We start from the raw sequence: 12548 nt of genomic DNA on the forward strand, positions 1-12548 counted from the left end.
CGGATGGCAAAATCGTTTATGATGATGTAAAATTATTGTAAGGCAAAAACTATGTGGACTTTTGATTACATAAGGCGTTCATGCAGATTCGTGGCTGAGAACTCGGAATTTGTGCATATCAGGCATGATAAAATCGATGAATATGCAATGAGGCTTGCGAGAACCAGACCTGACAAGCCGCAGATGGATATAAACTGCCATTATATCGGACATGGCGATGATACGGTTGCTTTTTTTGTAATACTCAATTCGATAAATTTCGGCTCGGGTTATTTCCCGTATTTGAAAAAAAGGCCCGGCATGTCCGGATATTATACGATTGCATCGGAATTGAATGACTTTTTTAAAAAAGCCCCGCTCAGGGCAGGGGACCTGCTGAATATAACACCGGGTGATTGTGCGGCGATGCTGGGACAGGATGCTGATAATCACATTGTACGCGAACTGATGGAGCTTTATGCCATTTCCCTGAAAGATCTGGCCAATTATGTAAAAGAAAACTATGATTCAAGCTTTACAAAAATGATAGAGGCTTCCGCTTGCTCGTCCGAGAGGCTGGTTGAAATCATCTCGGGGATGCCTTTCTTTAAGGATACGGCGGAATACAAAGGTACACAGGTCGCTTTCTTCAAGAGGGCGCAGATACTTTCACTTGATCTTAATATAGCATTTGACGGACAGGGCATCGGGAGGTTCGATGATCTCTATAAGCTGACAATGTTTGCAGATAACCTTGTACCGCATGTACTCAGGCTCGACGGGATACTCGAATATGAAGACAGTCTGGCTGAGAAAATTGACAGTTCTGAACTTATATCATCAGGTTCCCCCGAAGAGGTTGAAATAAGGGCTTGCGCCGTCGATGCCGTTGAAAGGATCTCACAGTTGATGGGTGGGTATTCAAAGGGTGCAACACCTGCAGTTGTTGACAATATTCTCTGGCATAGGGGGCAGCAGTCCTATTATAAAAAGGCAAAACCAAGACACAGGACCCGTACGGTGTTTTACTGAATTTTCCGGGCAGTTATTAAACTATATGAATCTGAAAAAAAACCTGCTGTTCCTGATATTTTATCTTGTGTTGTCCGGACAGGTACTGGCATCGGAGAAGATTCTGGCAGTTGGGATATGCGGAAAAAAGCCTGATATGGACAGTATCCTTTCATGCAAAACCCGGGCTGAAAAAATTCTTGCCGGTACGGTCTTCAATTCGCTTTTCAAATATTCTCCCGGAAGTCCGAATTCAATCGAAGCTGAACTTGCCGAAAGCATACCAAAGCCCAGAATGTTGAACAGCAGGCAATACTGGACAGTGACAATTAAAAAAAATGTGAAATTTCACAGATTATCAGGTGGACAGGATTATGAACTTGAGGCTGAGGATGTCGCATTCTCTCTCGAGTTGCTTGCAGGTTCGGATGACAGCAGGCTTCTTTCCGGCATCGAGATACGCAAAGAATCAAGGTATGAAATAACCCTTATACTTGATAAGCCTCTTTCCCCGGATTTCTTTTTACCGATGCTTACCGGTTACAACGGGGTCTATATATTCAGCAGAAAAATTTTTGAAGGGAAAGGCATGTTTTCAGGGACCGGACCGTTTATGGTTGCCTCCGGTATCGGAGAAGACAGCCTGTACCTGCGGGTGAACAAGTCCTATTTCAAGGGGATGCCGGTTATTGACAGTGTCAGATTTGTTTTTGGTCCCGACATATCAAAGATGGAACATTCATTGTCAGAGGGCTATCTGGACGTATTGATACCGGCGGATGATTTTTCAGACAAGATAGATGACAAAGGCAATGACAACTTTAAACGGCTGTATTTCCGTAACGGCTGGTTAATCTATCTCGGCTTTAATATCGAAGCAGGCCCCTTTAATGATAAGGGGCTTAGAAAGATAACAGCAGAAAATATTGACAGGGATGCCTTCTGTTCAAACATAGACGGATGCGAGAGTTTGTATGGTCTGTGTCCCCTAATCACTACAGCCGGTTTGACCCGGGATGAAATTATCAGGCTCGGTCTTGATTACGGGCTCAGTGACAGTTCACGTAAAGCTCTTCCTGTAAACACTGGTGAACAGGTTGTCTTATGTGTTAAGAGCAGGGAAATTCCTGATGAAATAATTCATAAATTACGGGATATACTGAAAAAAATGGGATTCAATTTATCAGCAGATGATCCGGAAGACGTCATTACAACATGCCGTGATGATGCTTGTGATCTTAAATTGCTGTCTTTCGAAACTACCGGTAGTATCCAGAAATTGCTGGGTATCTTGATGACTGAGAATGGAATCGATAAGAAATACAAATATCTTGTTGAAGCATCGGAAAGAATAACCTCCAACGCCAGGCAGACAGATTTATTAAAACACATTCAAATAAAAATACTGGCTGATATCGATATCCTGCCTCTCGTATTCATAAGGGAATATGCCGTGTTAAAGAAAGATATCGATCTTGGTTATGATTGCACGTCTCAGCCGTTTTTCATTGTGATGGAAAAAACGCGAATTGCAAATTCAGGCAATCAATAGGGCAGGGGTATCAATGTGGACGTAAGAACAAAAATATGATAGCTCCCTGATTTGAAAGTAACCGTGAAAATCTATCCTTAAGGAGGGAATCATGAAAATCTTCAAATCGTTTTTATTGTTCATGCTTGCAGGTTTGATTATATCAGGCTCTGCGTTTTCGGCAGAGCAGTTGAAGATTACGGTATTCACCGATGCCACATGGCCGCCGATGGAAATGGTTGACAAGAACAAGAATATTGTCGGATTTGAGATAGACCTGTTCAATGCGATAGCAAAAGAAGCAGGATTCATACCCGAGTATAAAAATACTGCATGGGACGGAATATTTGCCGCAATGAAGGGCAACAGGTACCCCAATGCCTGCGCGCTTTCCTCGATAACCATTACCGAAGAAAGAAAAAAGACATATGACTTCTCCGATCCGTATCTTAACGTAAATCAGGTTCTGGTCATTCCCAAGGCATTGAACGTCAAATCCATGAATGACATGAAAGGAAAGAAGGTCGGCGCTCAGATCAGCACCACAGGCGCCATGGAGTTGAAGAAGGCCCAGGGTGTTGTAACAAAGACATATGATGAAATAGGGCTAGCATTTGCGGATATGGCCGCCGGCAGGATTGACGGTGTTATGTGCGACACTCCGGTTGCAAGAGATTATGCCCTCCACAAGGCCGAGTACAAGGAAAAATTCAAGATAGGTCTGGAAATACCGACAAACGAACAACTCGGTGTAATGATCAAGAAGGGCGACAAGAAGATTCTGGATCTCGTTAACAAGGGACTCAAGGCTGTCAAGGAAAAAGGCATAGACAAGCAGATTGAAAAGAAGTGGCTGTAAATCCTAAGCAACAGAAAGATCAGCCTGTCCAGGTGATAGAGGTCGGGGATGGCGTAGCCATCCCCGTGAAATCGGACGCGGGACTGTTTACTGCCTGGAGGGTTGCGTTCTTCGGTGCCATAGCAGCATTCATAGCCCTTATAATCTTCAAGCCGGATCCATACCTCAGTATAATAAGGTTTGTTCCAGACGGCATACTGATTACATTTCAGGTTACGGTCGAATCGATACTTCTGGCGCTAGTAATAGGTTTGTTTACCGGGCTGGGCCGGATATCAAAAAACAGATATATCAATGGCATTGCATCGCTGTATGTCGAGGTCATCAGAGGGATACCGCTGCTTGTTCAGCTCTTTTACATCTATTATGCGCTGGCCAAATTCGTCAACATCCCTGACATGTTAAGCGCCGTTATCGCTATGGCTGTCTGCTATGGCGCATATATGGGTGAGGTTTTCAGGGCTGGCATCCAGGCGATTTCCAAAGGTCAGATGGAAGCTGCCCGTTCGTTGGGCATGACATCGACTCAGGCAATGATACATGTAATACTTCCGCAGGCGATAAGGACTATTCTTCCGCCGGTAGGTAATGAATTCGTGGCGCTGCTGAAAGACTCGTCGCTTGTCTCCATCCTTGCGGTTTCCGATCTCTTGAGGAGGGGAAGAGAATATGCATCGGAGACATTCACCTATTTCGAGACATATACGGTCATCGCACTGGTCTATCTGATGATCACGCTGTTCTTCTCAAAACTCATTAGCATCATGGAGGAAAGGGTAAATGCCGGAAAGTAGCAGGCGCAAAATGGTCGAGATAAAAAGCGTAAGCAAGTTCTTCGGAACATTGAAGGCGCTCGACAACGTATCCATGGATGTCTATGACGGTGAAAAAGTGGTCATTTTAGGCCCAAGCGGAAGCGGAAAAAGTACGCTTCTGAGATCCATCAACAAGCTCGAGGAGATAGACAGGGGAAGCATCCTTGTCGATGGATTTGATCTGTATGATAAGAAAACAGACATAAATAAGGTAAGGGAAGAGGTCGGGATGGTTTTCCAGGCCTTCAATGTTTTTCCACACAAAACGGTTCTGGGAAATCTTACCCTTTCACAGACCGTAGTCAGAAAGCGTACAAAAGACGAGGCAAAAAGGATTGCTGAAGAACTTCTGAAGAAGGTCGGTATACTTGAAAAGGCGGATATTTATCCGACAAAACTTTCAGGCGGCCAGCAGCAGAGGGTTGCTATTGCAAGGGCTCTGGCCATGCAGCCTAAGCTCATGCTTTTTGACGAACCGACATCGGCACTGGACCCGGAAATGATAGGCGAGGTTCTTGACGTCATGGTCAGGCTTGCCAGGGAGGGTATGACCATGATCGTTGTGACCCATGAAATGGGTTTTGCCCGGGAGGTGGCTGACAGGGTGGTGTTCATGGATGAGGGCAGGATTCTCGAAGAGGCCAGTCCAGAGCATTTCTTCAAAAACCCGGTGCATGAAAGGGCCAAGCAGTTCCTGAGCCAGATCCTTTGAGGTCCAAACCGATTGACAACTATTTAATCTATATGTAAAAGACTCAACGCATGCCAGCGTAGCTCAGTGGTAGAGCAGCTGATTCGTAATCAGCAGGTCAAGGGTTCAACCCCCTTCGCTGGCTTTGGTTATTAATCCAATTAAAACCGTTTGTGTGATTTCCAGTCTGCCGTCAGGAATATGAATCCCGTTAAACAAATTAAATCGAAAAACCGATGAAGTAATAAGATCATCTGTTTATTGCTGTAACTGATGCTAAAAAAATCAGTATAGGAATAAAATGAATAAAGCGGGGTTTACATGAACATTAGTTTTTTTCCCAGGGTCTTGAAATTCTTTGATCTGTTTGAGAAACAGAGCAGCCTGGTCAAAGAGGCGGCCGTCATACTTGCCGAAATATGCAGCGATTTCAAAGAGGTCTCAGCCAAATGCCAGAGAATCAATCAGCTGGAAACTGAAGGCGACAAACTCTCAAGGAACATATCAACACAGCTTTCCCTTACCTTCATTACTCCTCTTGACCGGGAAGATATCCACGCCATAAATATGGGACTGGAAGATATACTTAATATGATCAGGGCCATTGCCTCACGCATAGGTCTGTACCAGTTTACAACTGCCATGGAGCCTGCTGCGGCCGATCTGACCGGCAGCCTGCAGGTAATTGTCGAGGAAATCGACAGGATGATCAGAAACCTGAGCAGCAGGAATGAGGTTGAAGAGCATTCCAGGACCGTCCACCGCATAAAGAACGAGTCGGAGCTGCATCTGCTACTGGCTCTTGGCTCGCTCTATGAAAGCAAGCCGTCCGCCAGCGAAGAGCTTTTGCATGTTATCATGTGGACGCAGATCTACGACCGCATAGAGCAGGCCCTGGAAAAGGCAGAGGCACTTGCCAATATAATCGAAGGAATCAGTATAAAAAATGCCTGACCTTCCTGTTCTGCTTGTCATTATTATCTCGGTTGCACTTATCTTTGATTATACCAACGGGGCGCATGACAGTGCCAATGCGATTGCATCGGTTATCTCGACAAGGGTTTTGACACCGAAGATTGCAGTCATCATGACAGGCATTCTCAATTTTGCCGGGGCCTTTCTGGGAACCCATGTTGCCGAGACCATAGGCAAGGGCATCATAAGGCCGGAGCTGATATCCGGCTGTCATTCTCTGCTGCTGGCTGCGCTGCTGGGTGCGATCTCCTGGAATGTAATAACCCTGACCATCGGCCTGCCGTCGTCTTCTTCACATGCACTGATCGGGGGCCTCATAGGTGCTGGCATCGTGAACAGCGGATGGAAATCGCTTGAATATCACTCCATACTCACCAAGGTGGTCATCCCTCTATTTCTTTCTCCACTGAGCGGTTTTGTCGCCGGTTACCTCTTCATGCTGGGCCTTGCGTGGCTGACTTTCCGGGTACGCTACAAGACGGCCAATAAAGCCTTTCAAAAGCTCCAGATGCTTGCCGCCGGGTGGATGGCGCTGAGCCATGGTATGAACGATGCCCAGAAAACCATGGGAATTATAGCCCTCGCCCTTGTAGTGTTCCATAAAATTCCTCAGCTGTACGTTCCGGTATGGGTTAAAGTCGCCTGTGCATCGGTCATCATGATGGGGACGATCAATGGCGGCTGGAAGATCATAAAGACCATGGGGCAGAAAATCTTCAAAATGCAGCCTGTCCATGGATTTGCCGCACAAAGTGCCACGGCCGGAGTCATTATGACCGCGTCTCTGCTCGGGGCACCAGTAAGTACAACCCAGGTCATTTCTTCTTCGGTGCTGGGAGTCGGTGCATCCAAAAGAATTTCAGCCGTCCGCTGGGGTGTGGCCGGGAGTATTGCGCTTTCCTGGTTTGTGACTATTCCTGCCGCGGCGGTAGTGGGGGCACTGTGCATGTTCTTGTGCCGGTTGATCGGACTGGCATGAAGGAAAAGAACAAGAGGATACAGGCTGACCTGAACCGGTATATCTTCACGCATTCCTGAATCATTGCCACAATCAACGGATTGCTGTAATATATAATTGTTCATTCATGTCCTGATAGAAAATAATCTCTTAAGAGGAGGTTTTTATGAATAAACGGTACAGAGGTATTACCGGCAATGTATTGATGAGGGTTTTACTGAGCGGTTTACTGTTTGGGGCTTCTGTCTTCATGGTCTTTGGCACTGCAGCGGCTGATCCACCGACACATCTGACAATAATGCATACCAACGACCTTCATTCCCACTTTGTAGGAATCGGGCCCGAAGCCGATTACACACCGTTGTCAATAAATGACGACAATACTATTGGAGGCTTTGCACGCATCGCCACAAAGGTCAAGGACATCCGTGCCGGGCGTCTGTTGGAAGGTACTCCAACCCTGCTCGTTGATGCAGGCGACTTCATGATGGGTACAGCATTCACCCTGCAGCGCGGTACATCGGAATTGACGCTCATGGACATGCTTGGATACGACGTGCTAACGATAGGCAACCACGAATTCGACTGGACGCCAACCGAAACGGCAAAAATATACGGACTTATTCCAAGTCTTGGCCTCAATATGAAAGTGGTGGCCTCGAACCTTATCTTCTCAGATACCAGCCCCAAGGATGATGCCCTTCAAGCCCTGTTTGGCATAGGCAATGTGATCCAGCCTTATTACATCAAAGATGTAAACGGGCTCAAAGTCGGCTTCTTCGGTCTGATGGGCAAAGACGCCGCCAGCGTGGCCCCGTTTGCATCACCTGTTGATTTTGATGTTCCGGCCACTGCGGCCCAGGCGGCGGTAACAGCACTGAAGGCCGAAGGCGCTCGGCTGATTGTATGCCTGTCACATTCCGGTCTTGAAGAAGACTCTGCACTGGCACTGGCGGTTCCCGGAATAGATGTGATCATAAGCGGCCATACCCATGAGAGGTCCGAAACCCCCATCATGTCAGGGAATACCATTATCGTACAGGCAGGCTCCAACGGGCGTTATCTGGGCGTGCTTGACCTTGACCTCACACAAACCGCGCCGTATTTCTCATCGTATGAACTTGTGCCTATCAATGACTCGATACCCGGTGATGAGGTCATTGTAGATGCTACAAACAGCCTCAAGCTGGAAATAAACGATATCCTTTCCGGGGTACTCGGATATCCGTACACCTTTGACGGGATTGTAGCAGAAACCGCCTATGACCTCATATGTACAGCTGGAGAGGAAACCAATCTAGGAAATCTAGTGGCAGACTCCATGCGCTGGATGGTCGATCAGGTGGATTATGACCCGGCCGATCCTGAATCACGCAAGGTTGACCTCGCAGTGGAATCCAACGGCGTCATTCGCGACGATATTCTGAAAGGAACGACAGGTCTTATCAGTTTCTCTGACGCCTTCAGGGTACTTCCTCTGGGGTTCGGCCTTGAGAAAGATATTAACGGTGATCCTTTCGTCGGCTATCCGATGGTGACTTTCTATGTGACCGCCTCTGAAATCAGAAAGGCGCTCGAAGTTATTACGACCGTTTACCCTCTAAAGGGAAATAACAGCGACTACTGGCTCAATGTAAGCGGGCTCAAATTCGAATATAACCCCAAACTCCTGCTGTTCTACCGGGTCCGAAAGATATATATGGGCGACGAGACGAATGGTTACGATACAAAACCCCTGAATACCACTTTTACGAACAAGAAACTCTACAAGATTGCAATCAACTATTATGTTGCACAGTTTATAGCGGTCATCGGCGACTACACCTACGGGTTCCTTAAAATTGTTCCCAAGGACAAGAACGGTGTAAGTTATCTTGACAAAACCGCGCATCCGGAAGGACTGAACGAGGCGCGTGTTGATAAGGACCCCCTGACACCAGGTGTGCAGGAACTTCAGCAATGGGAAGGATTCATGAGATATCTCGAATCATTTGATGACATCAGGGGCCAGAGCTATCCAGATGTCCCTGACCTGTATAAGGGCCCGACGGGCAGAATCAAACAGACAAACTGTTTTATAAGCACTGCAAACCTTTAGATTTAAGAATATTAAATTCATATCCCGCATCTTCCCCGGATCAGGGAGGATGCGGGAATCGCTCTTTAAATGCCCGGCAGTATGCAGTATTCGCTGTACCAGTACATGATGCAAGCTGGCAGTTATTCTCTTGACGTTGCAGGCATTCTTCCGTAGGTTTTTATCCGGAGGTGGATATGCAGGGGGAAAATAAAAAATTCATATACAATCCGATAGTAATAATGTCGATAGTTGTGTTCATTGTGGGATTCGGCCTTGGCTTCTATATCTGGGGCTATCATAAGGAGAAAGAAAAGGATTACAAGGCGATGCTCAAGGATATCATCAGCTATATCGACGGCATGGAACGCCTTAATGCAGATCTGACAAAAGAAGTGGAGGGCCTGAAAAAGGATAACAGCATGCTGAAGAGCCCCTCAAATGCCCAGCTTGTCGCCCTTCAGTCAAAGATTGAGTCGCTTCAGAATGAAAATACGAGTCTGAGGTCAATGGCCGGACAAAGCCAGTATCTTATCCAGGAAAATGCAAGGCTCAATTCCGAAATCCAGATGCTTAGATCCAGACTAGGTGTTTCATCGACACCGGACGCTCAACAGCAGGGTTTGAATAATGTGACGCCGGTTCCGGGAGGACAGAAAGTAAACAAGTAGCGTTAGTACTGATCGATCACTTTGATAAAAGATTCTGCAAGATAAGGATCGAATTGAGCTCCTTTACATCTGTTTATTTCTATGATGGCCTCTTTTGTGCTGAGGGCTCTGCGGTACGGTCTTTCAGAAGTCATTGCATCGAATGTATCTGCCAGGGCTATGATTCTTGAAAGCAGTGGAATTTCATCGCCTTTGAGTCCTGACGGATATCCTTTACCGTCATATCGCTCATGATGATGTCTTATTATTTCTGTCTCTCGATGCATTATGGAAATCGATTTAAGAATATCTGCACCTATGTCAGGATGTTTTTTGATTATGGCAAATTCTTCATCTGTTAACGATGTGGGCTTTAAAAGTATGTTATCAGGAATTCCAACCTTTCCTATGTCATGGAGTTTTGATGAAATGTAAAGTATGTCCCTGTCTATCTCACCCAGGCCCAGATAATCCGCCTGCATTATTGAAATTGATGTCACCCTTGTCGAATGCTGGGATGTGTAAGGGTCTCTGGCATCCATAATCTTTGCCATGCCATAAAGTGTAGAGAGGATGCTTTCATAAAGTTCCTGGTAAAGAACCACGTTTTCCATTCTTTCCGCAGTCCTTTGCAGCAGATACAATATCTTCTGTTCATTATCGGAAGAAAGCATGACATGGGTTTTAATGCTCAATACCCCGAATATCTGGTTTTCAATTATAAGAGGAAAGAAAGTATTAATGCCTCTTGAACTGTTCCATGTGCATTCTTTTCTTAAAACGTGTCCTTTAAGGAAGTTATCGTCAAAATAAATATCTCCTTCAGGTGTTGCGAGCGATCCTTCACGCTGGTTTGCCGGGAGAAAACTGACCTGCGAATCAGAAAGCAATTCTCTGGCAAGATCGATAATTGCATTAATAATCTCATGCACACCCTTGAGCCTTGTGATCCTGTAGGACATGTTCTGAAGAGAATTTATCTCCTGGGATTTGTCTTCTATCTGTTCCGTCAGATTATCAATCATACGGTGGAATTGCAGTTCTTCCGAGAAGCGCCTGTTCTCTTCAAGTATTAACTTTTCCCGCTTGACCTTGTTAATTATGTACTGAATCTGTTTTACTTTGAATGGCTTGGTGATGAAATCCGATGCACCCTGCTTCATCGCTTCGATGGCCATTTCAATAGAGGCATGTCCTGTTATTACTATGACAGGCAGGCTTACATCTTTCTCCTTGACTTTCTTCAGCAGTTCAATGCCTGTCATGTTGGGCATCATGATATCGGTCAGCACACATAGCAGCCCTCCGGAGTCCAGAAGGGCACACGCTTCCTTACCGTCTCTGGCCGAAAGTATTTCGAACCCCTGCTCGGACAGCATTTCAGTGAGCGTATCCAGGATTCCGGGATCGTCATCAACGATTAGAATTCTTTCGTTATTGTCCTGTTTGTTATCATTCGTTGACACTGATGTATCAGCCATGATTAAGAACCTTCTTTTAAAAGTTATAGTGCTATCCTGGCAGGCAAAGTATTTATCGAAAGAAATATGGATATACTTTAAAGATTTATTTGCGTTGAATGGATTTGAGATTTTCTATACCCGCACTGTGCTCACTGTAGGTACGTGAAAACTGATGGTGCCCGTTTCCTTTTGAAACAAAAAATAAATAATTTGTTTCATCTGGCCAGAGGGCGGCCTTGATGGAACTCTGGCTGGGGCTGCAGATCGGCCCCGGAGGCAAGCCCGGATGAAGATAGGTGTTGTAGGGAGTGCTTCTCCTTAAATCATAGGGTTCTATCTCTCTTCTGAAACCCGGAATGCCATAGATGGCGGTCGGGTCTGACTGCAGCTTCATTCCCATACGGAGCCTGTTGTGAAATACGGATGAAATGATTGGCTTTTCACTCTCGCACTGGGCTTCCTTTTCTATCATTGATGCTAAAGTCAAAACTTCGAGCTCGGTAAAGCCTATCTGTTTTGCCCTCAATTTCATTTCAGGGGAATATTTCTCCTTGAACCTGTTCACCATCCGGTCAATTATCTCATTGGGCGTCATGTGAGGTATTATTTCATATGTGTCCGGATATAGAAAACCTTCCATGCTAGGGGCCTTCACCCCGAATACCTTTGTGGTTTCTTCTGACATTGCAATTCTAATGAAATCATCTTTTGAAAAATATATTTTTTCCGATTCCAGTCTTTCCGCGATGTCAAAGATATTGTAGCCTTCCTTGATGGTAAGCCTGTATTTGACATAATCGCCCTTGAACAGCATCTTTAATATCTCGTCCGGATAGTGGTTGCCGTCGAATCGATAAGTACCTGCACGAAGATTTTTTGCCTTCTGCCTGACCATGGCCAGGGCCATGAACATGGGTGCGTTGGTGATGATATCGTTTTCTTTCAGGGTTTTTGATATCTTCCAGGCGCTTGTTCCAGGCTTTATCTCAACTGTAATAAGCCTGCCGGGAGATATCGGTGTATATAAAAACAATGAGATAATCCCGGCTATGCCGCATATCAGAATAACCAGAACAGTCATCAATGTAATCTTAATCTTTTTCTTTATCATTATTCCTTGAGTCAATGTAGTTCTGCAAAATTATACTTGCAGCAAGAGAATCGACAATCCTTTTTCTTTTTTTGTGTTTTATGTTTATCTGGGCAAGCATGTTATGAGCCTCATATGTTGAAAGCCTTTCATCCCACAGATTAACAGGAATTCCAAGTTTTTCTTTAAGTGTGTCTGACCATTGAATCACATTGCATCCTGAAGGACCCAGCGTACCGTCCATGTTGTAAGGAAGGCCTATTATAAGCTCTTCAACGTTATAATCTCTGATCAGCTTCATAATGGATTCATAATGAGAATCGTCGGATCGCACATCTATTATCGTCAGCGGGACGGACATGGTCTTGTCAGGATTGCTTATCGCAATTCCCAGCCTCTTAACGCCATAATCAATTGCCATTATGATTCCCATAATCAGTCTTTGGAAT

Annotated in this window: 12 protein-coding genes and 1 tRNA gene; 10 read left to right on the top strand and 3 right to left on the bottom strand. The window is 45.5% G+C overall.

Annotated elements, in window-relative coordinates:
* Positions 1–51: 51 nt before the first annotated feature.
* The 10 genes from VIS94_07115 (at position 52) to VIS94_07160 (ending at position 9567) form a co-directional block, all read left to right on the top strand.
* Positions 52–1011 carry a queuosine salvage family protein gene (locus VIS94_07115; GenBank protein ID HEY9160836.1) on the top strand — a complete coding sequence of 320 codons (960 nt, stop codon included), beginning with the start codon at positions 52–54 and terminating at the stop codon, positions 1009–1011.
* A gap of 25 nt (positions 1012–1036) precedes the next feature.
* Positions 1037–2542 (top strand): ABC transporter substrate-binding protein, encoded by a 1506-nt coding sequence (locus VIS94_07120; GenBank protein ID HEY9160837.1) that lies wholly within the window; start codon positions 1037–1039, stop codon positions 2540–2542.
* 91 nt (positions 2543–2633) lie between these two features.
* Complete coding sequence (locus tag VIS94_07125) at positions 2634–3380, top strand: basic amino acid ABC transporter substrate-binding protein (GenBank protein ID HEY9160838.1); 747 nt, start codon at positions 2634–2636, stop codon at positions 3378–3380.
* On the top strand, positions 3371–4174 hold the full coding sequence (locus VIS94_07130; GenBank protein HEY9160839.1) for an amino acid ABC transporter permease: 804 nt from the start codon (positions 3371–3373) through the stop codon (positions 4172–4174). The genes VIS94_07125 and VIS94_07130 overlap by 10 nt, the downstream gene beginning before the upstream one ends.
* Positions 4161–4907 carry an amino acid ABC transporter ATP-binding protein gene (locus VIS94_07135; GenBank protein ID HEY9160840.1) on the top strand — a complete coding sequence of 249 codons (747 nt, stop codon included), beginning with the start codon at positions 4161–4163 and terminating at the stop codon, positions 4905–4907. The genes VIS94_07130 and VIS94_07135 overlap by 14 nt, the downstream gene beginning before the upstream one ends.
* 52 nt (positions 4908–4959) lie before the next feature.
* A tRNA-Thr gene (locus VIS94_07140) sits at positions 4960–5031 on the top strand.
* 176 nt (positions 5032–5207) lie between these two features.
* The gene (locus VIS94_07145; protein ID HEY9160841.1) at positions 5208–5840 is read left to right on the top strand and encodes a DUF47 family protein; all 633 of its coding nucleotides are present in this window, start codon (positions 5208–5210) and stop codon (positions 5838–5840) included.
* Entirely contained in the window at positions 5833–6840 is a 1008-nt protein-coding gene (locus VIS94_07150; protein ID HEY9160842.1) for an inorganic phosphate transporter, read from the top strand. Before VIS94_07145 ends, VIS94_07150 begins: the two co-directional genes overlap by 8 nt.
* Before the next feature lie 145 nt (positions 6841–6985).
* On the top strand, positions 6986–8917 hold the full coding sequence (locus VIS94_07155; protein HEY9160843.1) for a bifunctional UDP-sugar hydrolase/5'-nucleotidase: 1932 nt from the start codon (positions 6986–6988) through the stop codon (positions 8915–8917).
* Between the two features lie 176 nt (positions 8918–9093).
* A complete protein-coding gene (locus VIS94_07160) occupies positions 9094–9567 on the top strand; it encodes a hypothetical protein (protein ID HEY9160844.1) in 474 nt (157 codons plus the stop codon).
* A gap of 2 nt (positions 9568–9569) precedes the next feature.
* On the opposite strand, the gene VIS94_07165 is transcribed toward VIS94_07160, so the two are convergent.
* The 3 genes from VIS94_07165 to ruvX form a co-directional block, all read right to left on the bottom strand.
* Positions 9570–11027: an HD domain-containing phosphohydrolase gene (locus VIS94_07165; protein HEY9160845.1), complete on the bottom strand. Its 1458-nt coding sequence runs from the start codon at positions 11025–11027 to the stop codon at positions 9570–9572.
* An 85-nt stretch (positions 11028–11112) separates the two neighbouring features.
* The gene (gene mltG / locus VIS94_07170; GenBank protein HEY9160846.1) at positions 11113–12120 is read right to left on the bottom strand and encodes an endolytic transglycosylase MltG; all 1008 of its coding nucleotides are present in this window, start codon (positions 12118–12120) and stop codon (positions 11113–11115) included.
* A complete protein-coding gene (gene ruvX, locus VIS94_07175) occupies positions 12101–12520 on the bottom strand; it encodes a Holliday junction resolvase RuvX (protein HEY9160847.1) in 420 nt (139 codons plus the stop codon). Before ruvX ends, mltG begins: the two co-directional genes overlap by 20 nt.
* Between the last annotated feature and the right edge of the window lie 28 nt (positions 12521–12548).

It is taken from the genome of Desulfomonilia bacterium, from assembly GCA_036567785.1.
Lineage (GTDB): Bacteria > Desulfobacterota > Desulfomonilia > UBA1062 > UBA1062 > DATCTV01.

What these genes read in the sequence shown, in the direction of transcription:
- VIS94_07135 (HEY9160840.1), top strand. Translation starts at nt 4,161, where the DNA reads ATGCCGGAAAGTAGCAGGCGCAAAATGGTCGAGATAAAAAGCGTAAGC.
- VIS94_07160 (HEY9160844.1), top strand. Translation starts at nt 9,094, where the DNA reads ATGCAGGGGGAAAATAAAAAATTCATATACAATCCGATAGTAATAATG.
- VIS94_07165 (HEY9160845.1), bottom strand. Translation starts at nt 11,027, where the DNA reads ATGGCTGATACATCAGTGTCAACGAATGATAACAAACAGGACAATAAC.
- VIS94_07150 (HEY9160842.1), top strand. Translation starts at nt 5,833, where the DNA reads ATGCCTGACCTTCCTGTTCTGCTTGTCATTATTATCTCGGTTGCACTT.
- VIS94_07125 (HEY9160838.1), top strand. Translation starts at nt 2,634, where the DNA reads ATGAAAATCTTCAAATCGTTTTTATTGTTCATGCTTGCAGGTTTGATT.
- ruvX (HEY9160847.1), bottom strand. Translation starts at nt 12,520, where the DNA reads ATGGCAATTGATTATGGCGTTAAGAGGCTGGGAATTGCGATAAGCAAT.
- VIS94_07120 (HEY9160837.1), top strand. Translation starts at nt 1,037, where the DNA reads ATGAATCTGAAAAAAAACCTGCTGTTCCTGATATTTTATCTTGTGTTG.
- VIS94_07145 (HEY9160841.1), top strand. Translation starts at nt 5,208, where the DNA reads ATGAACATTAGTTTTTTTCCCAGGGTCTTGAAATTCTTTGATCTGTTT.
- mltG (HEY9160846.1), bottom strand. Translation starts at nt 12,120, where the DNA reads ATGATAAAGAAAAAGATTAAGATTACATTGATGACTGTTCTGGTTATT.
- VIS94_07155 (HEY9160843.1), top strand. Translation starts at nt 6,986, where the DNA reads ATGAATAAACGGTACAGAGGTATTACCGGCAATGTATTGATGAGGGTT.
- VIS94_07115 (HEY9160836.1), top strand. Translation starts at nt 52, where the DNA reads ATGTGGACTTTTGATTACATAAGGCGTTCATGCAGATTCGTGGCTGAG.